We start from the raw sequence: 24,901 nt of genomic DNA, 5'->3' as shown, positions 1-24,901 counted from the left end.
TCACCCGCCACCAGACCTCGCCCGGGTTCAGACCCAGGCGAGGTCTTTTTCTTTGACCGCTGCAGCGCCCAGCGACTACCATCGACAGGGTCTCTGCGATCTCTCCACCCCCTCTCCCACACATGCGCATCATTCACACCTCGGACTGGCACCTGGGCCAGCATTTCATGGGCCAAAGCCGCCAGGCCGAGCACAGTGCGCTGATCGACTGGCTGCTGGAACAGGTGGCGGCGCAAGCTGCCGATGCGGTGCTGATCGCAGGCGATATTTTTGACACCGGCGCGCCCCCCAGCTATGCCCGCGCGCTCTACAACCGCCTGATCGCCCGCCTGCACCAGGCCGGTGTCGCGCTGCTGGTGCTGGGAGGCAACCATGATTCGGTCGCGGTGCTGGAAGAAAGCAGTGGCCTGCTGCAGCACCTGGGCACCCAGGTGATTGCCGCCACCGGCGCGCCCGCGCAGCATGTGCGCATCCTGCCGCGCCGCGATGGCACACCCGGCTGCATCGTCTGCGCGCTGCCCTTTATCCGCCCCCGCGATGTGCTGCAAAGCCAGGCCGAGCAAAGCGCGCAAGACAAGCAGCTGGCCTTGCAGCAGGCCATCCAGGCGACCTACCAGCAGGTGTATGAGGCGGCACTGCAGCAGCAGGCTGCGCTGCAGGCCAGCCTGGGGCGGCAGCTGCCCATCATCGCCACCGGCCACCTCACCACCGTGGGCGCCAGCAGCAGTGAATCGGTGCGCGAGATCTATGTCGGCGCGCTGGAGGCCTTTCCGACCCAGGCCTTTCCCCCTGTGGATTACATCGCGCTGGGCCATATCCACCAGCCGCAAAAAGTGGGTGGGCTGGAGCACATCCGCTACTGCGGCTCACCCATCGCACTGGGTTTTGACGAGGCGCGCCAGACCAAACAGCTGCTGCTGGTTGAGCTGGGAGAGCCGGGCTTGCAGGCGGTCAGCGCCCTGCCCGTGCCGGTGCTCCAGCCCATGGTGGCGCTGCGCTGCAACCTGGCCGCCTTGCCGGCCGCACTGCAGCAGGCCAGCACGCAGGCCCAGGCGGACAAAAAGGTATGGCTGGACATCACGATCGAGGAAGACGACTACCTGGCCGACCTGCCCCTGCGCGTGCAGGCGCTGGCCGAAGGTTTGCCCTTGCAGCTGCTGCGGGTCAAACGACAACGCGGAAAAGCAGCGGCACAGTGGAATGGCCCCGCCGACGAGGCGCTGGATGCATTGACACCGGCGCAGGTGTTTGAGCGCCGCTTAGCGCTGGAGACCATGGACGCCGAGCTGCAGCAGGCACTGACCGCGCGCTACCAGAGCGTGCTGCAGTCGCTGGCCAACCCCAGCGGGGAGCCACTATGAAGATACGCAGCCTGCGGCTCAAAAACCTGAACTCGCTCAAAGGCGAGTGGCGCATCGATTTCACCGCCGCGCCCTTTGCCGACAACAGCCTGTTTGCGATCACCGGCCCGACGGGTGCGGGCAAATCCACCTTGCTCGATGCGATTTGCCTGGCGCTCTACCACCAGACGCCCCGGCTGGCCACCATCAGCGCCGGCAGCAATGACCTGATGACGCGCCACACGGCCGACTGCCTGGCCGAGGTGGAGTTCGAGGTCAAGGGCACTGTCTACCGTGCCTTCTGGAGCCAGCGCCGCGCCCGCGACAAGGCCAGCGGTGCGCTGCAAGGGCCCAAGGTGGAACTGGCGCGCGTGGCCGATGGAGAAATCCTCAGCACCCACAGCAGCGACAAACTGCGCCAGATGGCCGAGATCACCGGTCTGGACTTTCAGCGCTTTACCAAATCGATGCTGCTGGCCCAGGGCGGGTTTGCTGCGTTTCTGCAAGCCAATGCCAATGAGCGCGCCGAACTGCTCGAAGAGCTGACCGGCACCGACATCTACAGCCAGATATCGCAAACCGTGTTTGAGCGCGCCCGCGATGCCCGCCAGGCACTGGAGCGCGACAAGGCCCAGGCGGGCGGCATGCAGCTGCTGCCCGAGGCCGAGCGCGCGCAGCTGCAAACCGAAGCCCAGCAACTGCAAGACAGCCTCTCCCGCTTGCAGACGCGCCATGCCGCGCTGCAAAGCCTGCAGCGCTGGCAGCAGCAAACCGCCCAAGCCGCGCAGGCGCAGCAGCTGGCGCAAGAGCGCCTGCAGCACGCCCAGCAAGCGCTGCAGGCGGCCGCCTCCGATCTGCAGCGCCTGCAGGCCCATGGCCCGGCACAAGCGATTGCCCCGCTTAATGCGGCCTGGCAGCAGGCACAAGCCGCCACCGCAGCGGGCCAGGCCCAGCAGGCCCAATTGCAGAGCCGCCTGGCCGATGCCCAGCACCAGCAATGGCAGCTGCAGCAGCATGCCAGCACCTTGGTGCAGCAGGCCCAGCAGCGGGCCGAGCAGGCTCTGCAGCAGTTGCAAACCCAGCAGAGCGATCTGCAGCACTGGCTGCAGCAGCACCCCGCCCATGCCGCGCTGGGCGACCAGCTCAGTGGCTGGCGCGAGCAGCTGGCGCAGCGCCAGCAGCAACAGCGCCAGTTGGCGCAAGAGCAAGCCAGCTTGCAACAAACCCGGGAGCAAGGCCAGTCGCTGCAGCAGCAGATGGCGGCACAAGCCAGCCAACTGCAGCAAGCCCAAGCCGCGCAGCAGCAAGCTGACGCAGCGGCGCAGAAAGCACAGACCGCGCAACAAAACCGACTGGCGCCGCATGGCGGCAGCCTGGGCCAGTTGCGCGCCCACTGGCAAACAGCCGAACAACATCAGCAAGCCTGGCAGCAGCTACTGCAACACGCTCAGCAGCGCCCACCGCTGGCGCAGGATGCCCAGCAATTGGGCGATGCGCTGCAGACCGGTGCCGCACCCCTGCTGCAACAGCAACAGGCATTGGCGGCCTTGCGCAGCCAGTACAAGGCCCAGAAGGAACGGGTGGGCGACAAGCAACAACTGCTGGCCCAGGAGCAGCGCATCCAAAGCCTGGAAGCCCACCGCCAGGCCCTGCAGCCTGGAGAGGCCTGTCCACTCTGCGGCGCCCATGAGCACCCCGCCATAGCAGCCTATGCGGCGCTCGATGTGACCGCCACCGAAGCCGCGCTGCATGCGGCCCAGGCCGAGCTGGAAGCGCTGCAGCAGCAGGGTGAGCAGCTCAGTGCCGCGCATGCCGCTGCCCAGACCCAGCAGACCAGTCTGCAAGCCCAGCTCACAGCGGCCGAGCAGCGGCTGGACGTTTGGCAACAGCAATGGCTGGCGTTGAGCACGCGCATGGCCCAGCCCATCGCCGAGGCCGCCTGGCAGCAGCCGCAAGCCCTGGCCGAGGCCCAGCAAGCCAGCGCCGCGCAAACCGCCCATTTGCAGCAGGCTTTGGCAGCGGCCGAGGCCGCCGAGCAAGCGCTGCAAAGCGCCAAAGACACCGCACATGCAGCCGCGCAAGCCCTGCAAGAGGCGCAGCATGCGCAAGCGCGCCTGCAGCAGAGCCAGCAAGACAACCACAGCCAGCAGCAACGCCTGGCCCAGACGGTACAGCAGGTGCAAGCGCTGGCCCACACGGCCGAGGCCGCTTTGCAAGCCAGCCTGGCCCCGCTGGGCCTGGCGATGCCACCCGCCAACGGCGACGATGCCTGGTTGCAGGCCCGCCAGCAGGAATGGCAGCAGTGGCAACAGCACAGCACGCAGTTGCAAAGCGTCGCCCAGCAACTGGGGTTGCAGCAGCTCCAGGCCAGCCAGTGTGCGCAAGAGGCCCAGCAATGGCAGCAGCGCCTGGCGCATGCCACCGCGCCCGCGCTGGCCGGTGCCGCGACCATCGCGCTGCCCGCCACGCTGGCGGATTGCGCAGCGCTGCTGGAACAGACCCGCCAAACGCTGGCCAGCCTGGACGGCCAGGCCCAGCAAGCGGGCCAGCAACTGGCCGAGCGGCAGTTGGCCGAGACGCAGGCCCAGGCCGCCTGGACCCAGGGCTTGCAGGCCAGCCCCTTTGCCGATGCACAGGCCTTTGCACAAGCACTGCTGCCAGCGGGCGAGCTGGAGCGGCTCAGCCAGCAGCGCGATGCCTTGCAGCTGGCGCTGCAGCGCGCTGGCACGGTGGCCGAGGAAGCCGCGCAACAGCACCAGCAGTTGCAGGCCCAGGCCTTGACGGAGGAGGCTCCCGAAGCGCTGGATGAGCAGGTAAAGGCACTGGAGGACGAGCGCAACCAGACGGCCGAGCGCATGGGCGCCCAGCGCGCACGCCTGGCCGATGACGACCAGCGCCGCAGCGGCCAGCAGGCCTTGCTGGCGCAGATTGCGGCGCAGGAGCGCGACAGCGAGCTCTGGCAGCGGCTCGATGGCCTGATCGGCTCGGCCAAGGGCGACAAGTTCCGCAAGTTTGCCCAGGGCCTCACCCTGGACCATTTGCTGGCCTTGGCCAACGGCCATCTGGCGCGGCTGCATGGCCGCTACCTGCTGCAGCGCAAGAGCAGCGGCGAGCTGGAGCTCGACATCGTTGACAGCTGGCAAGGCGATGTCGCCCGCGACACGCGCACCTTGTCGGGGGGCGAGGCCTTTTTGGTCAGCCTGGCACTGGCGCTGGCCTTGTCCGACCTGGTCAGCAGCAAGACCTCGATCGACTCGCTGTTCCTGGACGAAGGCTTTGGCACCCTGGATGGCGACACCCTGGAGATCGCGCTGACGGCGCTGGACACACTGAACGCCAGCGGCAAGATGATCGGCATCATCAGCCATGTGGAGGCGCTCAAGGAGCGCATCCCGGCGCAGATCCGGGTGGAGAAGGGGGCGGGAATTGGATACTCCCGCTTAGAGTTACAAAGCTGAACAACGGCAGGTTGATCAAGGTGCTTACCTTAATGCGCCATGTGGATGCGCCCCGCCTGGCCGCCCTGCTGCGGCCATATCGGCTACCATCCATGCCCTTGCTTGATAGGTACAAGCCATGATCCGGATCGCAGAACTCAAACTCCCCCTCTCGGCGGTGCCTTACCACCCCGAAAACCACACCGAATACGCGCCCCAGGAGGCGCTCAGCCAGCTGGCTGCCCAGCGCCTGGGCCTGCAGCCGGCGGCCATTGCCCAGCTGCAGGTGCACAAGCGCAGCTTTGATGCCCGCAAGTCCGAGCTGCTAGCGGTCTACATCGTCGATGTGCGCTTGGCAGATCCCGCGCAGGAAGCGGCCTTGCTGCAGCATTTCACGGCCGACTCGCATGTGAACCCGACGCCCGATATGTCCTGGCACCCGGTGGGCCAGGCGCCTGCCGATATGCAGGATCGCCCGGTGGTGGTGGGCTTTGGGCCCTGCGGCATTTTTGCGGCGCTGGTGCTGGCGCAGATGGGCTTCAAGCCCATCGTGCTGGAGCGAGGTAAGACGGTGCGCCAGCGCACCAAGGACACCTGGGGCCTGTGGCGCAAGCGCCGGTTGACGCCGGAATCGAATGTGCAGTTTGGCGAAGGCGGCGCAGGCACCTTCTCGGACGGCAAGCTCTACAGCCAGATCAAGGACCCGCGCCACATGGGCCGCAAGGTGATGCAGGAGTTCGTCACCTACGGCGCGCCGCCGGAGATCCTGTTCACCGCCCACCCGCACATCGGCACTTTCAAGCTGGTCAAGGTGGTCGAGGGCATCCGCGAGGAGATCGTGCGCCTGGGCGGTGAGATCCGCTTCGAGCAAAAGGTCGCCGATGTGCTGGTCGAAGGCGATGCGCGCCAGTTGGTGGGCCTGCAGGTGCTGGACCAGAGCAGTGGCGAGAGCTACACCCTGCCCACCCAGCATGCGGTGATGGCGCTGGGCCACAGTTCGCGCGACACCTTTGCGATGTTCTACGAGCGGGGCGTGGCCATGGAGGCCAAGCCCTTCTCGGTGGGCTTTCGCATCGAGCACCCGCAAAGCGTCATCGACCGCGCACGCTGGGGCAAGGATGCCGGCCACCCGCTGCTGGGCGCAGCCGACTACAAGCTGGTGCACCATGCCAAGAACGGCCGCGCCGTCTACAGCTTTTGCATGTGCCCGGGCGGCACCGTGGTGGCGGCCACCAGCGAGCCCGAGCGCGTGGTCACCAATGGCATGAGCCAGTACTCCCGCGCCGAGCGCAATGCCAATGCCGGCATGGTCTGCGCGATCAGCCCCGAAGACTACCCGCAGGACGCCGAGAGCTTTGCCTGGGCCTTTGGCGGCAAGACCTATGGCGTGGAGGCGCAGGCGCCCGGCGCCTTCCACCCGCTGTCGGGCATCGTGCTGCAGCGCCAGCTGGAGTCCAAAGCCTATCTGCTGGGCGGCCAGAACTACAGCGCGCCCGGCCAGCTGGTGGGCGATTTTGTCGCCGGTACGCCATCGACCGCCTTTGGCAACGTGGAGCCCTCGTACAAGCCCGGCATTGCGCTGGGCGACCTGCACCAGGCCCTGCCTGGCTATGCGATCGAGGCCATGCGCGAGGCCCTGCCCGCCTTTGGCAAGAAGATCCGTGGCTATGACATGCGCGATGCCATCCTGACCGGTGTGGAGACCCGCACCTCGTCGCCCGTCAAGATTGGCCGGGGCGCTGATTTTCAGAGCGACAACACGCGGGGCTTGTACCCTGCAGGTGAAGGCGCCAGCTATGCGGGCGGCATTCTGTCGGCGGGTGTCGATGGTATCAAGGTGGGTGAGGCGGTGGCCTGCGCCATTCTGGGGTTGGCGGTGCCTTCGTCGGGCTCGCGCGGCTCGGGCGGCGCTTTGTAAGTCTTGCGGGCATGCCCTCTCGCCATGGCGCGCTGTGGCGCCAGATGGCGGGATGGGATGCTGCTGAAAGAGGCTGGCCGAACCCTGCGCCTGGTCGGCAGCCACGCGCCAACGGGCTCCTGCAATCTACCGGATCATTTGTTAAAAAAGCCTTAAAAACGGCCGCTTACACCTTTGAGGCCGAGGCACCACAGCCGCGACCCCAGCACTGCCAGCCCATCCTAGAATTTTGGATTGTTCTGATGCTGCTGAAGGTTGCCCATGTCCGGATCGACTTCCCACACCCTTACATTGCGCCTGGGCGCAGCAGGCCTGAGCGCGGGTTTGCTGTGTGCGCTGTCCGGTTCCGTCTGGACAGCGAACGTTGACGACCCGGATGGCAGCGACAGCTCGGTGCTGTCGGGCTGGAGCTTTGGCTATTCGCCCTATACCTACCACTACTCCAACGCGAAGAAAGAGCGCGACTTCGAGCCCGATGACGAGCGGCACAAATATGTGTGGCTGGTCAATGCCGAGAAAAAGCTCGATGCCCACCAGCTGGTCGGCTTTGCCTATTTCAGCAATTCCTTTGGCCAGCCCAGCCAGTACGCCTATTACGGCTGGCAGTTCCAGCCGCTGTCCAGCACGCCAGAGCTGTTTTTCAAGCTGACCGGTGGCGTCATCCACGGCTACAAGTACCCCTACCACCGCAAGATCCCGCTCAACAACCGCAACGGCTGGGGCGTCACCGCCATCCCCGCTGTGGGCTGGAACTACAACCAACACTGGGGCGGCCAGCTCAATGTACTGGGCAAGTCCGCACTGATGTTTCAGCTGAACTACACGATACGCTGAAGCGCGCTGCAGCCCGAGCCCTGTGCGGGACCCAGGCGGCAAACGGTGGGTTGAGGGAGTGCTAAGGGGCGGCGATGCTGCCCCTGCGTCTTAACGACGTTCCCAATGGCCGCCACGAGCTTGCCAGCCATGTGGGCTGCGCACCCATTCACGGGGCACCCAGTGGTCACCACGGTGGGGAGGCGATGCCCAATGGCCCTGGCGCCATACATAGCGGCCACCGTACCAATCCCAAAAGCCGCCAATCCAGATTTGGGTTGAGATCGGAGCTACTGCCACGGGGGCTGGCTCGTACTGCAGGGCTGGGGGTTCCTGGGGCGAGACCACCACCGCGCCTGTGTTGCCATAGGCATAGGAATCGGCCGGCGCGACAACGCAGCCGGTCACCAGGGTAGCGACCGCCAGGGCGCCGGCACACAAAGCGGCCGAACGCCTAGGGATGCTCTGCAAGACCCTCGCCAAGCGGGATGGACGCGGATCGGGATGAGACGCAAGGCGTCTTTTGCAGTCAATAGCCGTAGCTATTGACAAGGAAGACAACGCAGCGGATCGCCCGAGTCCGCGTTCAGACCACGGCAGGGAGTTTTGCAGAGGGTCCCTGGAGTTGGGAGTATGCGACATGGTGTATCTCCAGTCATTGCAAGAACTCCATTGAAGGCGCGCCAGCTTAACGCCCGGTGAGCGGCGAGTAAATCGCCGGTAAAAGCCGGGGCGGCCCGGCCGACAGCGCGCCGATCCGCTTGCCTAGCGCCCACAAAAAAAGCACTGCCGAGGCAGTGCTTTTTGAGAAGGGCGGCAAGCCGAGGCTTATTGCACCTGGTTGTTTTGCAGTGCAGCCACACGCTCTTCGATCGGCGGGTGCGAGCTGAACAGCTTGCCCAGGCTGCCGGTGATACCCATGGCCTGCATGCTTTGCGGCAGGGTGCCGGGATGCATGCCACCGAGGCGGTGCAAGGCATTGATCATCGGCTGCTTGCGGCCCATCAGGCGGGCGGCACCGGCGTCGGCGCGGAACTCGCGCTGGCGCGAGAACCAGGCCACGATGATGGCGGCCAGGAAGCCAAAGACGATATCGAGCACGATGGTGGTGATCATGTAGCCAATGCCGGGGCCCGAGTTCTGCTCGTCATTGCGGCGCAGGAAGGAATCGACCGCATAGCCGATGACGCGCGAGAGAAAGACCACAAAGGTGTTCATCACGCCCTGGATTAGCGCCATCGTGACCATGTCGCCATTGGCCACGTGGGCCACCTCGTGGCCGATGACGGCCTCGACCTCTTCACGGGTCATGCCTTGCAGCAAACCGGTGGAAACGGCCACCAGGGCCGAGTTCTTGAAGGCGCCGGTCGCAAAGGCGTTGGCCTCGCCCTCGTAGATACCGACATCGGGCATCTTGATACCGGCCTGGTCGGAGAAGCGACGCACGGTCTCGACAATCCAGGCTTCGTCAGCGCTTTGGGGCTGGTTGATGATCTTGACGCCCATGCTCATCTTGGCGATGGGCTTGCTCATCAGCAGGGAGATGATGGCGCCGCCGAAACCCATGATGAAGGCAAAGCCCAGCAGGGCCCCGAGGTTCAGGCCATTGGCAGTCAAAAAGCGGTTGACACCGAGCAGGCTGGCGACAATGCCGAGCACCACAACGACGGCGATGTTGGTCGCCAGAAAAAGGAACATTCGTTTCATGGGGTTGATTCTCCAAGGAGGGGAACACAGTGCTCGATAGCTGGGGGCAATGTCTTGCTAATTCAAGACCTTACCTCCACTTTATGGCGACGGCGGGTGCTTATGATATTTGTGGCCGTCGGGCCGAGCGAAATACGTCTGGGTCATCGTAGAAGGAAGCCTGCTCGTTTGCCTGCCACCATCCCGGAACGCCCAGCACCGGCAAGGGGGTGAAGGGCTTGCCAGCCAGGTGCGCAGCGTCCAGAGAATCGGCGATGACCTCGTCGATATTGTCCACGATCCGCCAGGGCTGCGGGGGGCAAAAAACATGCGCGGTGATTGGTTTTCTGGGGCTGATGAGCTTTTCCAGCAGCGCATGGCCGATGACGATGAGCTGCGCCTGCTGCCACAGCGGCCGTAGCTCGACAAAGAGCCGCTGCCATTGGCGCTGCAGCAGCGCCTGCCACAGCGCTTCGGGCGCCAGCAGCACAGCGCCGTTTTCGTCGAACAGGGTCAGCGCATCGCGCAAGGGGCCCCGGCTGGCCCCGATGCCGCCCGCTTGCGCAATGGCCTGGGCCTGCAAGGCATTGAGCCTTGCCTTGGTACGCGCAAAGCGCTGCCAGACCAGGCCATTGAGCCCGTCGTGTAGATGCTCGCGGGTGGGCACGCAGCCGCTGCGGGCGATAAAGCTTTCGTAGGCCTCGCCCTCTGGCAGGGCGGACTGCGGCACAAAGCATCGGCCGCAGTCACCCAGGTGGTTGAGCAGATGGGGCATCGCCAGGCCTTGCCGGTCCAGCGCACTGATTCGCATGCCAAGCTCCCGGTAGGGCTGCAGCCAGGGCGCCTGCCAATCCAGCGACGACCAGCCGGGCTGGGGCCCGTCGGGTGCAATGGCCTGGCGCTTATCCACGCATCAAATGATCAAAACGCTCAGTCAGCCAGCTTCCAAGGCAGCGCTTCGCCCGAGCGCAGCGGCTTCAAGTCGGCCTGGCCGAAGGGATAGGACTCGGGTGGGGTCCAGGATTCGCGCACCAAGGTGATGCGGTCGGTATTGCGCGGCAGGCCGTAGAAGTCCGCACCGTGCAGGCTGGCAAAGCCTTCGAGCTTGTCCAGCGCGCCGACCTTGTCGAAGGCCTCGGCATACATCTCGATGGCGGCATGGGCGCTGTAGCAGCCGGCGCAGCCCGTGGCGTGTTCCTTGAGCTGGGCAGCATGCGGGGCGCTGTCGGTGCCCAGGAAGAACTTGGGGTTGCCGCTGGTGGCGGCCTGCACCAGGGCCAGGCGGTGCTCCTCGCGCTTGAGCACAGGCAGGCAGTAGTAATGCGGGCGGATACCGCCGGTAAAGATGGCGTTGCGGTTGAACAGCAGATGCTGGGGCGTGATGGTGGCGCCAACAAAGCGGTCGGTCTCGGTCACGTACTGGGCCGCTTCGCGCGTGGTGATGTGCTCGAACACGATCTTCAACTCGGGGAAATCGCGGCGCAGCGGCACCATGTGCTGGTCGATAAAGGCCGCCTCGCGGTCGAACAGGTCCACCTCGCTGCCGGTCACCTCACCGTGCACCAGCAGCAGCATGCCTTCGCGCTGCATCGCCTCCAGAGTGGGGTAGATCTTGCGGATATCGGTCACCCCATGGTCGCTGTTGGTGGTGGCACCAGCGGGGTAGAGCTTGCAGGCCACGACACCGGCGGCCTTGGCGCGCACGATCTCCTCGGGGGCGAGCTTGTCCGTCAGGTACAAGGTCATCAGCGGCTCAAACGTCAAACCCTGGGGGATCGCCGCCTCGATGCGCGCCTTGTAGGCCAGCGCCAGCTCGGCGGTTGTGACCGGGGGCTTGAGGTTGGGCATGACGATGGCACGGGCAAATTGCCGCGCGGCATGGGCCACCGTGGTGGCCAGGGCGGCGTCATCGCGCAGATGGATGTGCCAATCGTCGGGTCGGATGATGCTGATGGAGGAGGGTGCGGTGCTCATCCCTCCATTGTCGCACCGGTCATGCGGGCGTCATCGCTGTGACCGAGCATTGGGTAAAAGTAACTCAATGTTAAGGGTAGGTGCCCATAGAGTACACAGCCTCTATGCGTATCATAGGTATTTGTAGGAATTCTTAATCAAGGACTGTGCAACATGTGGCTAAACCATATTTTTCGCGGCGCTGTGCTGCTGTGCATTGCCAGCAGCAGCCTGGCTCAGACCCCTTTGCCCGACAGCTGGGACAAGATCAAGGAGTCGCAGCGCATCACCGTGGGCTACCGCCCGGACGGACTGCCTTTTGCCTACGAGATGGGAGAAGCCAAGAAACCGGTCGGCTACGCCATCGACATCTGCCAGGCGCTGATCGCCAAGCTCCAGCAGAGCATGGGCCTGGCCAAGCTCGATATCCAGTACCGCGCCATCAACGGCCAGACCCGCTTTACCGATCTGGCCAGCGGCGCCATTGATGTCGATTGCAGCAACACCACCAACACCAAGGACCGGCGCGAGAGCAAGCATGTGTCCTTCAGCCTGCCCTACTACATTGCCGGCGTGCGCATGCTGGTCAAGTCCGACAGCGGCATCAACGATGTGGATGACCTCTCGGGCAAGCGCGTGATCACCACCAAGGGCACCACCTCGCTGCAGGTGCTGGAGCGCCGCGTGGCGGTCAACGGCCTCAAGATCCAGCACAGCGAGTGCCTCACCCATGACGCCTGCTTCAAGGCCGTGCAAGCGGGCACCGCCGATGTCTGGCTGATGGACGATATCCTGCTGGCTGCCCACCGCGCGCAGTCGGAAAAGCCCGAGCAGGTCAAGCTGATCGGCAAGCTGATGTCGATCGAGCCGCTGTCGCTGATGATGCGCGACACCGATGTGCGCATGAAGAAGGTCTTCGACGCCGAGATGCGCGTGCTGTCGCAGAACTTCGAGATCACGCGCCTGTACAAGAAGTGGTTTGAATCGCCGCTGCCAGGCAAGACTTTTGCGCTGAACGTGCCGATGTCCTACCTGCTCACCGACATGCTGCGCTTCCCCAGCGACAAGTTCGACAACTGATGCTTCCTGGGCCGCGTTCTGCGGCCCCAGCTTCCTCACACCGCGCTAATCCGCAGCGCGCGTCGTCCAGCCCCGGGGGAACCGCCTGTCCACGGCAGGCCAGCCCCCACCCCCAAAGCAATTCGCCCATAAAAAATGGCCGCATAAGCGGCCATGGTCGTGTGCGAGATAGGCTGCAATCAGTGTTGCAGGATCTTGCCCAGGAAGTCCTTGGTACGGGGCTGGCGCGCGTCGGGGTTGCCGAAGAAGTCTTCCTTGGAGCAGTCTTCCAGGATCTTTCCGCCCACGTCCATGAAGATCACGCGGCTGGCCACCTTCTTGGCAAAGCCCATTTCGTGCGTCACGCACATCATGGTCATGCCTTCGTGGGCCAGGCCGATCATCACGTCCAGCACTTCGCCGACCATTTCAGGGTCGAGTGCCGAGGTGGGTTCGTCGAACAGCATCACGCTCGGGTCCATCGACAGCGCACGGGCGATCGCCACGCGCTGCTGCTGACCGCCGGACAGCTGGCCGGGGAACTTGTCCTTGTGCGCCATCAGGCCCACGCGGTCGAGCATCTTCAGGCCACGTGCCTTGGCATCGTCAGCGCTGCGGCCCAGCACCTTGATCTGGGCGATGGTCAGGTTCTCGGTCACCGACAGGTGGGGGAACAGCTCGAAATGCTGGAACACCATGCCCACGGTGCTGCGCAGCTTGGGCAGGTCAGTCTTGGGATCGTGGATGGCCGTGCCATTGACCCAGATCTCACCCTTCTGGATGGGCTCCAGCGCATTGATCGTCTTGATCAAGGTCGACTTGCCCGAACCCGAAGGACCGCAGACCACCACCACCTCACCCTTGGAGATGCTGGTGGAGCAGTCGTTGAGCACCTGGAAGCTGCCATACCACTTGGAGACATTCTTCATTTCAATCATTTGGATATCCTTTGTATTGCAGCATCAACGGATGATGGCGATCTTCTTGTGCAAACGCTTGACGAACCACGACAGCGTAAAGCAGATGATGAAGTAAAGCACGGCAGCAGCCAGATAGGCCTCGACCGGACGGCCGAAATTCTTGCCGGCCACTTCAAAGCCCTTGAGCATGTCGTAGGCGCCAATGGCATAGACCAGCGAGGTGTCCTGGAACAAGATGATGGTCTGCGTCAGCAGCACCGGCAGCATGTTGCGGAAGGCCTGGGGCAGCACCACCAGACGCATGTTCTGGCCATAGGTCATGCCCACGGCCTGACCGGCATACACCTGGCCACGCGGAATGGACTGGATACCGGCGCGCATGATCTCGGAGAAGTACGCTGCCTCGAACGCCACGAAGGTGATGACCGCTGACATCTCCGCCCCAATGGGCTTGCCGATCAGCAAGGGCACCAGCAGGAAGAACCACAGAATCACCATCACCAGCGGCACGGAACGCATGCCGTTGACGTAGATGGTGGCAGGCACCACCAGGATCTTCTTGCCCGACAGGCGCATCAGTGCCAGCAAGGTGCCAAAGAAGATACCACCCAGGGTAGCGACTATGGTCAGCATCACGCTGAACACCAGACCCTTGATGATGAAGTTCTGGATCAGGTCCCAGTTGTAGAACGAAAAATCAAGATTCAAATTCATCTCAGTGACCTCCGGAGCCGCCAGCGGCAATGAAGCCCGGGATACGGCTCTTCTTTTCAATGAAGGCCATGATGCGGTTGATCACGAATGCCGAGATCATGTACAGCGCGGTCACCGCCAGGTAGACCTCGATGCCGCGAGAGGTTTCCTCTTGCGCCTGCATCGCGAACAAGGTCAGCTCGGCCACCGACACGGCAAAGGCCACGGACGAGTTCTTGAAGATGTTCATCGACTCGCTGGTGAGCGGCGGAATGATGATGCGGTACGCCATCGGCAGCAGCACATAGCGGTAGTACTGGAAGGTCGTGAAACCCAGAGCCATACCCGCATAACGCTGGCCACGGGGCAGCGCCAGGATACCGGCACGCAGCTGCTCGGCAATACGCGCCGAGGTGAAAAAGCCCAGCGCCAGCACCACCAGCAGGAACCCAGGCACTTGCTTGAGTGCGGGGAAGATGGCGGGCACGACGTGGTACCACAGAAAAATTTGTACCAGCAGGGGGATGTTGCGGAACAACTCCACCCAGGCATTGCCCAGACGCACCGTCCAGGGCCGGTCAGGCAGGGTACGCAGGGTACCGATGATGGAGCCCACCACCAGCGCGATCACCAGCGCACACAAGGAAACGGAGATAGTCCATCCCCACGCAGACAACAACCAGTCCAGATACGTGACATCGCCGTTTTTACCGAAACAGCCCTGCACGACCTGGCGCTCAATCGTGTCTTCACAAAATACTTGCCAATCCCAATTCATAGGACTACCTCTTTTTTTGTCTTTGTAGCAATGTTTGGTGCCTGGTCGCAACTGACAGAAACCAGTACCAACAAAAACGCCCCCCCAAACCCCAGGCTGGAAGGGCGGTACCTAAATGGTGTGCTTACTTGACTTCGTAGGCTTCCATGGGCTTGTCGTTCGGGTTAGCCCAAGCATCCTTGGTTGCAGCCGACAGCGGCAGGCCCACCTTCACGTTGTTTGGAGGAATAGGTTGCATGAACCACTTGTCGTACAGCTTCTCGAGCGAGCCATCCTTGATCTGGCGCACGATGGAGTCGTCCACAGCCTTCTTGAAGGCGGTGTCGTCCTTGCGCAGCATGCAGGCGATAGGCTCGACCGACAGCACTTCGCCGACGACCTTGTAGTCAGCTGGTGCCTTGGACTTGGAGATGTTGGCGGCCAGGATGGAGCCGTCCATGATGAAGGCGTCGGCACGGCCGGACTCCAGCATCAGGAAGCTGTCAGCGTGGTCCTTGCCCATGACTTCCTTGAAGGTCAGGCCATCAGCGCGCTTGTTCTTGCGCAGGGTCTGCACCGACGTGGTACCGGTCGTGGTCACGATGGTCTTGCCGTTCAGGTCCTTGATGCCGGTGATGCCGGAGTTGGCCTTCACAGCGATACGCACTTCTTCCACATAGGTGGTGAAGGCGAAAGAAGCATCCTTTTGGCGCGACTGGTTGTTGGTGGTGGAGCCGCACTCCAGATCCACGGTACCGTTTTGCACCAGAGGCACGCGGTTTTGCGAGGTCACGGGCTGGTACTTGATCTCCAGCTTGGCCAGGCCCAGTTGCTTTTGCAGGTCGCTCACAACGTGCTCAGCCATCTCGGTGTGGAAGCCAACATACTTGCCGTTACCCAGCGTGTAGCCCAGGCCCGAAGACTCGCGCACACCCAGGGTGATGCTGCCAGACGACTTGATCTTGGCCAGCGTATCGCCCGCTTGCGCAAACGCGCTACCTGCAGCAACCGCTGCGACCGCAAAAGCCAGCAAATGTTTCTTCATCATCAGACCTCCAGATAAATCAATAAAGTTGACAACTATTGGCCTCGGAAGACGCCAAAGCGACAACTGACACGCCACGTATTGTGCAGTCCGTCCAGATAATGCCAGCAGACTGAGCGCTGCAATTATCCGGAAAAATGCCAATGAACTGATAACAATTCATAGCCTTTTTCGAACAAATCGCGTACATCTAACCAACTGCAACACGAGCAATCCGCAAGCATTGCACAGAAAATTTAAGCCGCATATTAGAAATTACCCTGCAAATCCAACATATCAATATTCTTATTGATGTCATGGATTACTGGCAGTGTTGCGGGAGACGAGGTAGTCCCAGAGCGCCTGCGCGCCGGTTTTGACCGCGTCGCTGGACTGGGGCTTTTCGCGGTAGGCGCGCACATCCATCGCCACCTCCCACTGGGCCGAGCTGGGGTAGTCGGCACGCACCAACTTCTTGGCCTTGAGCTCCTTCTTGGCCGCGCTTTGCGGCAGGAAGGCCAGGCCATGCCCTTCCATCGCCATGGCTTTCAAGCCTTCGGCCATGTCGGTCTCGTAGACCCGGTCCAGATAGGCGGGCTCAGGCGCCTGCTTGAGGGCTAGGTCGGTCACCCGGCTCAGGTAGGCGCCGGGCGCATAGCCCAGGAAGGGCAAAGGCACCTCGGCCGCGCCGGGCAGCAGGAACAGCGGCAGGCCATCGAGCCCCGGCTTGCAATACGGCGCCATCACCTCGCGGCCCAGGCTCACCATTTCATAGCGCTGCGGGTCCAGCTGGATGGGCTGGGATTCGTGGTGGTAGGCAATCAGCAGGTCACAGCCGCCTTCGACCAGGCGCATCACCGCATCGTGCACATTGAGGGCGATCAAGCGGCTCTTGAACAGCCCAAAGTCATTGCGCAGGCCCGAGACCCAGGTGGGGAAGAAGGTGAAGGCCAGGGTGTGGGGCACGGCAAAGTCGATGATGTCCTTGCCCGAGGACGAGTGCACCCGCAGCATGGCGCGCGTGCTTTGCACCGCCTGCAGGATCTCGATGGCCTGGTTGTACAGCGTCTTGCCCGCCGGCGTCAGCCGCGTCGGGTAGGAGCTGCGGTCCACCAGATCGGCCCCTGCCCAGGACTCCAGCGCCTGAATCCGCCGAGAGAATGCCGGCTGGGTGACATGGCGCAACTGCGCCGACCGGCTGAAACTGCGCGTTTCCGCCAGACTCACAAAATCTTCAAGCCACTTGGTTTCCATCCGCGCATTATCCACACGCCAATGGGCGTCTGCTGCAAGTTGGCGGGCCAGATGGATGGCCAGCGCCCGCAACAAGCGCGACTGCGGCAGCCCATCCCCGGGAAAAGGATGGCTTGCAAGCCCTCCGTTCGAGGCCATAATCGGGCCCCACTGGCCCACCTGCCAGGCGCGGCGCTGCCGCAGATACCGATCTATCCGATACCGATGGTCCGCCCACAAGGCGGTTTGTGTTTTCCGCATTCACCCTTGGCTCTGCCAAGCCCTCTCGCGACCGGTTGTTATGGCATCACCCTCCCCTCATGCTTCGGGCGGCAGCAGCGCTGACCCTTCCTCCTCCCTCCCCAGCGAGCCCGCCCCAGCCAAAGGGCTGTGGCTGGAAGACTGGCTCACGGTCGTGATCATGGCGCTGCTGGCGCTCATCACCTTTGGCAATGTCATCGTGCGCTATTTCACCGATGGCTCCTTTGCCTGGACCGAGGAGATCTCGGTGTTCCTGATGATCCTGCTGGCCATGGTGGCCGGCTCGGCAGCGGTGGCGCGCAACCTGCATATCCGCATCGAATACTTTGCCGAGCGTGGCGACGCGCGCCGGCGCAAGGCCTTTGCCCGCTTTGGCGCCTTGACGGTGGCCCTGCTGTTTGCGCTGATCTGCGTGCTCAGCATCCGCGTCGTGTATGACGACTACCGCTACGAGGAAACCTCGCCCGGCATTGGCGTGCCGCAGTGGTGGTACTCCATCTGGCTGCCGGTGTTCTCTGCGCTGATCACCCTGCGCGCGCTGGGCCTGTATGTGCGCCAGGGCCGGGCCAGCTTTGCCCATGTGTTCTCCGAAGGCAGCGATGCTGCCAATAAGGAGCACGCATGATTGCCACCCTGCTCTTTATCGGCTTTATCGCGCTGATGCTGCTGGGCGTGCCCATTGGCGCCGCGCTGGGCCTGGCGGGCGCCGTGGCCATTGCGCTGGCCAATGCCGATGCGCAATGGTTTGGCCTGCTGGCCATTCCGCAGAACTTCTACGCCGGCCTGGGCAAGTACCCGCTGCTGGCCATCCCGATGTTTGTGCTGGTGGGCTCGATCTTTGACCGCTCCGGCGTGGCGCTGCGGCTGGTCAACTTTGCCGTGGCCATCGTCGGGCGCGGCCCGGGCATGCTGCCGCTGGTGGCCATTGCCGTGGCCATGTTCCTGGGCGGTATCTCGGGCTCCGGCCCCGCCAATGCGGCGGCGGTGGGCGGCGTGATGATTGCGGCGATGCGCCGCGCCGGCTACCCCGGCAGCTTCTCGGCCAGCGTGGTCGGTGCCGCTGCGGCCACCGATATCCTAATTCCACCTTCGGTGGCCTTCATCATCTACTCGGTGCTGGTGCCGGGTGCCTCGGTCCCGGCGCTGTTTGCGGCCGGCATGATCCCCGGCATTCTGGCAGGCCTGGCGCTGATCGTCCCGGCGGTCTGGATGTCGCGCAAGCACAAGATGGGCGCACTGGAAGCCAGCCTGCCCCGCCCCGAGTTCTGGAAGAGCCTGCGCGAAGCGGCCTGGGGCCTGGCCGCGCCGGTGCTGATCCTGGGAGGCATGCGCATGGGCTGGTTCACGCCAACCGAAGCGGCCGTGGTCGCGGTGTTCTACGGCCTCTTCGTCGGCATGGTCGTGCACCGCACGATTGGTGTGCGCGATCTGTTCCCCATCCTGCGCGAGGCTGGCGAACTGTCGGCGGTGATCCTGATCGTCGTCTCGCTGGCCGGCATCTTCGCGTTCTCGCTGTCGACCTTGGGCGTGATCGACCCGATCACCACGGCCATCGTCAACTCGGGCCTGGGCGAATGGGGTGTGATGGCGCTGCTGATCCTGATGCTGATCACCGTGGGCATGTTCCTCGACGGCATCTCCATCTTCCTGATCTTTGTGCCGCTGTTGATGCCCATCATGCAGCACTACCACTGGGACCCCGTCTGGTTTGGCGTGATCCTGACCCTGAAGGTGGCGCTGGGCCAGTTCACCCCGCCGCTGGCGGTGAACCTGATGGTCAGCTGCCGCATTGCCGGCGTGCGCATGGAATCGACCGTGCGCTGGGTCGGCTGGATGCTGTTTGCGATGTTCTGCGTGATGGTGCTGGTCATCGCCTTCCCGCAACTGGCCCTGTGGCTGCCCGCCAAGCTGGGCTACTGATTGGAGCCCGGGCTGGGTACAGGCGCCAACGCCGCGACCCAGCCCCTGGATTTGCACAATTTCCCCTTGAACCACCCGGAGACAACACCATGAAAACCCGTCAATTCCTCGCCACCGCCTTGGCCGCCGCTGCGGCGCTGAGCTTTGCCGCCCCCGCCGTGCAGGCCCAGGGCAACTACAAAAGCGAGTACCGCATGTCGCTGGTGCTGGGCACGGCCTTCCCCTGGGGCAAGGGCGGCGAGATCTGGGCCAACAAGGTGCGCGAGCGCACGCAGGGCCGCATCAACATCAAGCTCTACCCCGGCGTGTCGCTGGTGCAGGGCGACCAGACGCGGGAGTTCTCGGCACTGCGCCAGGGCGTGATCGACATGGCGGTCGGCTCCACCCTGAACTGGTCGCCGCAAATCAAAGAGCTGAACCTGTTTGCGCTGCCGTTTCTAATGCCCGACTATGCCGCAGCCGATGCGCTGACCCAGGGCGAGCCCGGCAAGCGCCTGTTTGCCCGCCTGGAAAAAGCCGGCGTGGTGCCCCTGGCCTGGGGTGAGAACGGCTACCGCGAAATCTCCAACTCCAAGCATGCGATCAAGACCCCTGCCGACATGAAGGGCCTCAAGATCCGCGTGGTCGGCTCGCCGCTGTTTGTGGACACCTTCAGTGCGCTGGGCGCCAACCCCACGCAGATGAGCTGGGCCGATGCCCAGCCTGCGATGGCCAGCGGCGCCGTGGACGGCCAGGAGAACCCGGTAGCCGTCTACCAGGCGGCCAAGCTCAACACCGTGGGCCAGAAGTACATGACCCTCTGGGGCTACATCAATGACCCGCTGATCTTTGTCGTGAACAAGGACATCTGGGCCAGCTGGAGCAAGGCCGACCAGGACATCGTGCGCCAGGCCGCCATCGAAGCCGGCCAGGAAGAAATCGCCATTGCGCGCAAAGGCATGATCGAGGCGGACAAGCCCCTGGTCAAGGAACTGAGCGCCAATGGCGTCACCGTGACCGAGCTGAGCGCTGCCGAGCGCGAGGCCTTTGTGAAGGCCACCCGCCCGGTGTATGACAAGTGGAAGCAGCAAGTGGGCGCCGACCTGGTGACCGCCGCCGAGAAGGCGATTGCTGCACGCAAGCAGTAAGCGCTGCAGGCCTCAACGACAAAGCCACCGGTTGAAGCCGGTGGCTTTTTTATGGCCGCTGCTTCAGGCCTCGCCTGCCTGCAGCGCAGCAGGCTGCCGCCCTTATTCGATCTTGAAGCCCGTCGACTTGACCACCTGCTTCCAGCGGTCGGTCTCGGCCTGGATCTCCTGCGCAAAGCTCTCGGGCGTGGTCTTCACGGGGATGTAGTCGTACTGCTTGAGCTTGGCCAGCACATCGGGCATCTGCATGACCTTGTCGATGTTCTGCGACAGGGCGGCGACGATTTCCTTGGGTGTGCCCTTGGGCGCGAGCAAGCCGGCCCAGGAGCTGAACTCCATGTCCTTGACACCCAGCTCGACCAGGGTCGGCACATCGGGGAAGGACGCGGCACGCTGGGGCAGCACCACGGCCAGCGCCTTGACCTTGCCGGCCTTGATCATCTCCACAGCCGCAAAGGAGTCGAAGGAGAAATCCACCTCGCCGGACACCACGGCCTGCATCTGCGGGCTGGTGCCCTTGTACTGCGCGTTGATGATCTGCGGCGCCTTGATCACATGCTTGAACTGCTCGGTGATCAGGTTGATGATGGCGCTGCCCGACGAGGCCGTCAGCGGCTTGTCCTTGTTCTGCGCCAGCGCAATCAGCTCCTGCAGCGAATTGGCGGGCAGGTCCTTGCGGGCGATGATGATGAAGCCCACCGAGCAGACCTTGGCCACCGGCGCAAAGCTGGCAGCGGCCTCATAGGGCGCCTTGTAGATCACCGGGCTCAGGGTCTGGGCACCGGCGGTATTGAACAGCAGGGTGTAGCCATCGGCCTGTGCGCGGGCCACTTCGCCGGTGCCGATCATGCCGTTGGCGCCGCCCCGGTTGTCGATGACAAAGGTGCCCTTCATCAGCTCGCCCATTTTCTGCATCACCAGCCGGGCCACCACATCGGTGGTGCCGCCTGCGGCAAAGGGCACGATCACGCGCACCGCCTTGTTGGGGTAGGCCGTTTGCGCCTGCGCCCATTGCGGCACGCTGGCGGCGCCCGCTGCGGCGGCGAGGGTGGTGAGGAAATGGCGGCGCTGGGTCATGTCCATGCAATGTCTCCTGTGTCTGTCCGGTTGTTGTCAGCCCATTGTGGGCAGGGCTGCGAGGGCTGTCTAATATTTGCCAGCAATCCCACCATTCGCAGCCGCTATGACCTGATGGTTGCACAGGGTGGGACCGCTGCTGTTCAGCAGCAGCGGCCATTTGTCTCGCAGGCGTCTTGGAGAGGGTGTTCGGGCAAGACTGCAAGCTGCTGCAGATGGCTGCCCAATCCCGTTCATGGCAGCATGGCGCGCCATCTACGGACGCCAAATGGCTGAGACCGTGCCTGGATCCTGGCACCACCAAGGCAGCGGATGGCAAGCGGATCGCAGCGAGGCGGATGACACTATTTATTTAATAGTTTCCTTCTACTTAATATCAAATAAACATAGGCAATTTATACCCCAGGCAAATACCCTAATCTAGGGTTAATACCAGGGTTAGCTGTCACATATTTGTAAAAGTTCCAAGCTAATTCACCCAGATTTCGGAACAATCCGTTTGATTTTTGGCTATTTATCGAAGATAGATACCAATATAAACTTCATTCCATCGTTAAACAAAAGCTGCAGCGCAAGCCACATCGGGTTGCAGATGCAGCAAAAAACGACGCGAGTCGACCACCAGGCCGAACGCAATACCAAAGGAAAGAAAAATGAACGCACGTATTCTCGCTATCGCCGCAACCCTGGCCCTGGGTGCTACCGTTGCCCAAGCCAACCCTTTTGAAGGCGATCGTTCCATCGCCCCTCAAGCTTCTGCCACCAGCGCCGTGAGCCGCGCCGATGTGCAAGCCCAGCTGGCTGAAGCCCGCAAGACCAACACGATGATTGCCCAAGGCAACCAGTCGACTGTGAACGCCTACGAACAAGGCAAGGGCCAACTGAGCCGTGCTGAAGTGACCCAGGCCGCTCGCCAAGCGCTGGCCAACGGTTCGATCCTGGAAGGCGAATAAGGCCTCCGCTCGCTGGCGCTTGACGTGCCGGCACCTTGACCCTGGAGCGGCGCACACACTCCCCGCTCCACCGGCACAGGCCGCTGCCCCGCAGCGGCCTTTTTGCGTCTGGACCCGGCTATGGATCGGGCACTCACAACGCACCACCATCGCGTGCGCTGACTTGCAACAGGTTCTATCATCCGGGAACCTCTCTCCGTATCCTGTGCTCTCACCGCCAGACTTTCAGGTACCACGCGATATGCCCCATGTTTCCCTGCGCCGCTCGATCGAAGCGCTTTTTTTTACGCTGATGCTGCTCGTGCTGTGCGCCACCGCTGGCCACGCGCAAGCCCAGATCAAGCTCAATATTGGCAGCGGCGCCAGCGCCCCCGGGATGGACACAGCCTCCAGCGCCTCCTCCAGCAATGTGGTGACCACACCGCGCGTGCGGGCCGAGCTGGTGGCCTTGGCGCCCCAAGGCATTGAGCCCGGCAAAAGCATTGAACTGGGCCTGCTGCTGGACCACCAGCCCGAGTGGCATACCTACTGGACCAACCCCGGCGACTCCGGCCTGCCCACCCAGCTGCAGTGGCAGTTGCCACCCGGCTGGGATGCTGGCGAGATCGCCTGGCCCACGCCCCACCCGATACGCATTGGCAGCCTGGTGAACTATGGCTACGAAGGCCAGGTGCTGCTGCCCGTCACGGTACAGATCCCCAGCAATTTCTCGGCCGATGCCCGCGATGTGACGGTGCGGCTGCATGCGAACTGGCTGATCTGCCGCGTCGAATGTATTCCGGAAGAAGGCCAGTTCAGCCTGACCATCCCCACCAAGAGCAGCACTGCGCTGCTGGCCGACCGCTTTGCCAAGGCCCATGCCCAGGCGCCCGTCGCGCTGCAAGGCAGCAGCCAGGCCAGCGTCGATGGTGAGACGCTGAAGCTGCGCGTCTCCGGCCTGCCCGCTGCGCTGCAGGGCCAAAGCCTGCAGGTGCTGAGCGAGAGCCCCGACACCTTGCACCATGCAATGCAGGACGGCCAGGACTTCCACCAACAATGGGAGGGCGCGGACTGGACGGCCGTGGTGCCGCTGTCGGCCAACCGGGGCCAGACGCCGGAGGACATTCCACTGGTGCTGACCACCGATAAGCACAGTGCTATCGATGGTGCCATTGGCTGGCGCACCGTGGCACCCATCAGCGGCCAATGGAAGGCCGCAGCCGTGGCCCAGGTCTCGCCCGAGCTGGCGGCCGCGCTGGCCAACAATGCACAGTCCGCTGCTGCAGCGGCACCGGTCTCCTCAGGCAGCCTCTGGCTGGCACTGCTGGGCGCCCTCATCGGCGGCCTGATCCTGAACCTGATGCCCTGCGTGTTCCCGATACTGGCGCTCAAGGTGCTGGGCTTTACCGCCCACGGCAGCCAGTTGCGCGACCAGCGCCAAGCCGGCCTGGCCTACACGGCGGGCGTGGTGCTGTCCTTCCTGGCGCTGGGCGCGCTGTTGCTGGCGCTGCGCTCTGCCGGCCAGCAGCTGGGCTGGGGCTTCCAGTTGCAGTCGCCGCTGGTCATTGCCGCGCTGGCAGCGCTGTTTACCGTGATTGGCCTCAACCTGGCGGGCATGTTTGAGTTTGGCAGTTTTGTGCCCAGCAGCCTGGCAGGCAAGCAGGCCAAGAGCCCTGTTACCAATGCCTTCCTGAGCGGTGTGCTGGCCGTGGCCATTGCCTCGCCCTGCACGGCACCGTTCATGGGTGCATCAATGGGCCTGGCCGTCAGCATGCCGGCTGCCGAGGCCTTGCTGGTGTTTGCCGCGCTGGGCCTGGGCATGGCCGCACCCTATCTGCTGGCCAGCTGGATCCCCGCCGTGGTGCGCTGGCTGCCACGCCCAGGCGCCTGGATGGACACCTTCCGCCGCGCGATGGCCTTCCCGATGTTCGCCACCGTGGTCTGGCTGGTCTGGGTGCTGGGCCAGCAAAGCGGCATCGATGGCGCGGCTACGCTGCTGGCCTTGCTGGTGCTGCTGGCGGCCCTGGTCTGGGCGCTCGGCTTGCAAGGCCGTGCGCGCTGGGGCTTTGCCGTGCTGTCGCTGGCCGGTGGCCTCTACCTGGCCACTGCGATGGGCCACAACCTGACCACGCCCGCCCCCGCGCCCGGCCAACAGGCCAGCGGCGCGCTGTGGCAGCCCTGGTCGGCGCAGAAGGTCAGCGAGATCAATGCCACTGGCAAGCCGGTGTTTGTGGATTTCACCGCAGCCTGGTGCGTCACCTGCCAGTACAACAAGCGCACCACCTTGAGCGACAGCCAGGTGCTGGCCGCCTTTGAGAACAAGCAGGTGAACCTGCTGCGCGCCGACTGGACCCGCCAGGACCCTGCGATCACCCAGGCGCTGAACCAGCTGGGCCGCAGCGGCGTGCCGGTCTATGTGCTGTATGCACCGGGCAAGGCGCCGCAGATCCTGTCCGAGGTGCTGAGCGTCAAGGAAGTGGTGGATGCAGTGACGCAGCTCTAAGCCGCTGTTCACAGCACTCCCCATAAGAAAAGCGCCGGTTGTGAACTGCACCCCAAAAGTTGGACACCAGTCCAACCAATGGGGTGTTTTTCATGGCGAAATACGATGAGAGCTTTAAGCTCAAGATGGTCCAGAAGTATCTGGAAGGAGGGGTAAGCAACAGGGCCTTGGCCGAGCAGGCAGGCTTGCATGCTTCACTCCTGCGTCAGTGGACAAATAGCTACCAAGCGCATGGTATTGATGGGCTG

The 24,901-nt window shown here is 63.5% G+C and carries 20 protein-coding genes; 10 read left to right on the top strand and 10 right to left on the bottom strand.

The window, feature by feature from the left end; translation table 11 throughout:
- Positions 1-122 precede the first annotated feature (122 nt).
- From sbcD to EDF71_RS15005, 4 genes are all read left to right on the top strand, one after another.
- On the top strand, positions 123-1,361 hold the full coding sequence (gene sbcD / locus EDF71_RS15020; RefSeq protein ID WP_133857391.1) for an exonuclease subunit SbcD: 1,239 nt from the start codon (positions 123-125) through the stop codon (positions 1,359-1,361).
- Positions 1,358-4,798 (top strand): AAA family ATPase, encoded by a 3,441-nt coding sequence (locus EDF71_RS15015; protein ID WP_133857390.1) that lies wholly within the window; start codon positions 1,358-1,360, stop codon positions 4,796-4,798. The genes sbcD and EDF71_RS15015 overlap by 4 nt, the downstream gene beginning before the upstream one ends.
- A 118-nt stretch (positions 4,799-4,916) precedes the next feature.
- Positions 4,917-6,695, top strand: coding sequence for an FAD-dependent protein (locus EDF71_RS15010; protein ID WP_133857389.1), 1,779 nt, complete (start codon positions 4,917-4,919; stop codon positions 6,693-6,695).
- 261 nt (positions 6,696-6,956) lie between these two features.
- The gene (locus tag EDF71_RS15005) at positions 6,957-7,529 is read left to right on the top strand and encodes a hypothetical protein (protein ID WP_133857388.1); all 573 of its coding nucleotides are present in this window, start codon (positions 6,957-6,959) and stop codon (positions 7,527-7,529) included.
- Between the two features lie 90 nt (positions 7,530-7,619).
- On the opposite strand, the gene EDF71_RS15000 is transcribed toward EDF71_RS15005, so the two are convergent.
- The 4 genes from EDF71_RS15000 to pyrC form a co-directional block, all read right to left on the bottom strand.
- Entirely contained in the window at positions 7,620-7,979 is a 360-nt protein-coding gene (locus EDF71_RS15000; RefSeq protein WP_133857387.1) for a YXWGXW repeat-containing protein, read from the bottom strand.
- A gap of 357 nt (positions 7,980-8,336) precedes the next feature.
- The gene (htpX, locus tag EDF71_RS14995) at positions 8,337-9,215 is read right to left on the bottom strand and encodes a protease HtpX (RefSeq protein ID WP_133857386.1); all 879 of its coding nucleotides are present in this window, start codon (positions 9,213-9,215) and stop codon (positions 8,337-8,339) included.
- A gap of 100 nt (positions 9,216-9,315) precedes the next feature.
- Positions 9,316-10,104, bottom strand: coding sequence for a DUF3025 domain-containing protein (locus tag EDF71_RS14990; RefSeq protein WP_243854322.1), 789 nt, complete (start codon positions 10,102-10,104; stop codon positions 9,316-9,318).
- Positions 10,105-10,124: 20 nt separating this feature from the next.
- Complete coding sequence (gene pyrC, locus EDF71_RS14985) at positions 10,125-11,168, bottom strand: dihydroorotase (RefSeq protein WP_133857385.1); 1,044 nt, start codon at positions 11,166-11,168, stop codon at positions 10,125-10,127.
- A gap of 153 nt (positions 11,169-11,321) precedes the next feature.
- Here pyrC and EDF71_RS14980 point away from each other — a divergent pair, with 153 nt between their 5' ends.
- A complete protein-coding gene (locus EDF71_RS14980) occupies positions 11,322-12,227 on the top strand; it encodes an amino acid ABC transporter substrate-binding protein (protein ID WP_133857384.1) in 906 nt (301 codons plus the stop codon).
- 179 nt (positions 12,228-12,406) lie between these two features.
- On the opposite strand, the gene EDF71_RS14975 is transcribed toward EDF71_RS14980, so the two are convergent.
- The 5 genes from EDF71_RS14975 to EDF71_RS14955 all read right to left on the bottom strand — a co-directional run bounded on the left by EDF71_RS14975 (position 12,407) and on the right by EDF71_RS14955 (position 16,854).
- On the bottom strand, positions 12,407-13,144 hold the full coding sequence (locus EDF71_RS14975; protein ID WP_021026656.1) for an amino acid ABC transporter ATP-binding protein: 738 nt from the start codon (positions 13,142-13,144) through the stop codon (positions 12,407-12,409).
- Positions 13,145-13,168: 24 nt separating this feature from the next.
- The gene (locus EDF71_RS14970) at positions 13,169-13,840 is read right to left on the bottom strand and encodes an amino acid ABC transporter permease (protein ID WP_021026657.1); all 672 of its coding nucleotides are present in this window, start codon (positions 13,838-13,840) and stop codon (positions 13,169-13,171) included.
- A 1-nt stretch (position 13,841) separates the two neighbouring features.
- Positions 13,842-14,597 carry an amino acid ABC transporter permease gene (locus EDF71_RS14965; RefSeq protein ID WP_021026658.1) on the bottom strand — a complete coding sequence of 252 codons (756 nt, stop codon included), beginning with the start codon at positions 14,595-14,597 and terminating at the stop codon, positions 13,842-13,844.
- Between the two features lie 124 nt (positions 14,598-14,721).
- On the bottom strand, positions 14,722-15,621 hold the full coding sequence (locus EDF71_RS14960; protein ID WP_133857383.1) for an amino acid ABC transporter substrate-binding protein: 900 nt from the start codon (positions 15,619-15,621) through the stop codon (positions 14,722-14,724).
- A gap of 294 nt (positions 15,622-15,915) precedes the next feature.
- A complete protein-coding gene (locus EDF71_RS14955) occupies positions 15,916-16,854 on the bottom strand; it encodes a LysR substrate-binding domain-containing protein (RefSeq protein WP_133857382.1) in 939 nt (312 codons plus the stop codon).
- Between the two features lie 280 nt (positions 16,855-17,134).
- On the opposite strand from EDF71_RS14955, the gene EDF71_RS14950 reads away from it, so the two are divergent.
- From EDF71_RS14950 to EDF71_RS14940, 3 genes are all read left to right on the top strand, one after another.
- Complete coding sequence (locus tag EDF71_RS14950) at positions 17,135-17,719, top strand: TRAP transporter small permease (protein ID WP_133857381.1); 585 nt, start codon at positions 17,135-17,137, stop codon at positions 17,717-17,719.
- Positions 17,716-19,014 carry a TRAP transporter large permease gene (locus EDF71_RS14945; RefSeq protein ID WP_133857380.1) on the top strand — a complete coding sequence of 433 codons (1,299 nt, stop codon included), beginning with the start codon at positions 17,716-17,718 and terminating at the stop codon, positions 19,012-19,014. Before EDF71_RS14950 ends, EDF71_RS14945 begins: the two co-directional genes overlap by 4 nt.
- Before the next feature lie 89 nt (positions 19,015-19,103).
- Positions 19,104-20,141 carry a DctP family TRAP transporter solute-binding subunit gene (locus EDF71_RS14940; RefSeq protein WP_133857379.1) on the top strand — a complete coding sequence of 346 codons (1,038 nt, stop codon included), beginning with the start codon at positions 19,104-19,106 and terminating at the stop codon, positions 20,139-20,141.
- Positions 20,142-20,243: 102 nt separating this feature from the next.
- Here the strand turns inward: EDF71_RS14940 and EDF71_RS14935 are convergent, their stop codons facing one another.
- Positions 20,244-21,224, bottom strand: a complete 981-nt coding sequence (locus tag EDF71_RS14935; RefSeq protein ID WP_133857378.1) for a tripartite tricarboxylate transporter substrate binding protein — start codon at positions 21,222-21,224, stop codon at positions 20,244-20,246.
- A gap of 647 nt (positions 21,225-21,871) precedes the next feature.
- On the opposite strand from EDF71_RS14935, the gene EDF71_RS14930 reads away from it, so the two are divergent.
- The gene (locus EDF71_RS14930) at positions 21,872-22,171 is read left to right on the top strand and encodes a DUF4148 domain-containing protein (RefSeq protein WP_133857377.1); all 300 of its coding nucleotides are present in this window, start codon (positions 21,872-21,874) and stop codon (positions 22,169-22,171) included.
- A gap of 241 nt (positions 22,172-22,412) precedes the next feature.
- Positions 22,413-24,653, top strand: coding sequence for a thioredoxin family protein (locus EDF71_RS14925; RefSeq protein WP_133857376.1), 2,241 nt, complete (start codon positions 22,413-22,415; stop codon positions 24,651-24,653).
- Positions 24,654-24,901 lie beyond the last annotated feature (248 nt).

Source organism: Comamonas sp. JUb58 (genome assembly GCF_004364775.1).
Taxonomy (GTDB): Bacteria; Pseudomonadota; Gammaproteobacteria; order Burkholderiales; family Burkholderiaceae_C; genus Comamonas.
This window is presented reverse-complemented; position numbering and strand designations above follow the sequence as displayed.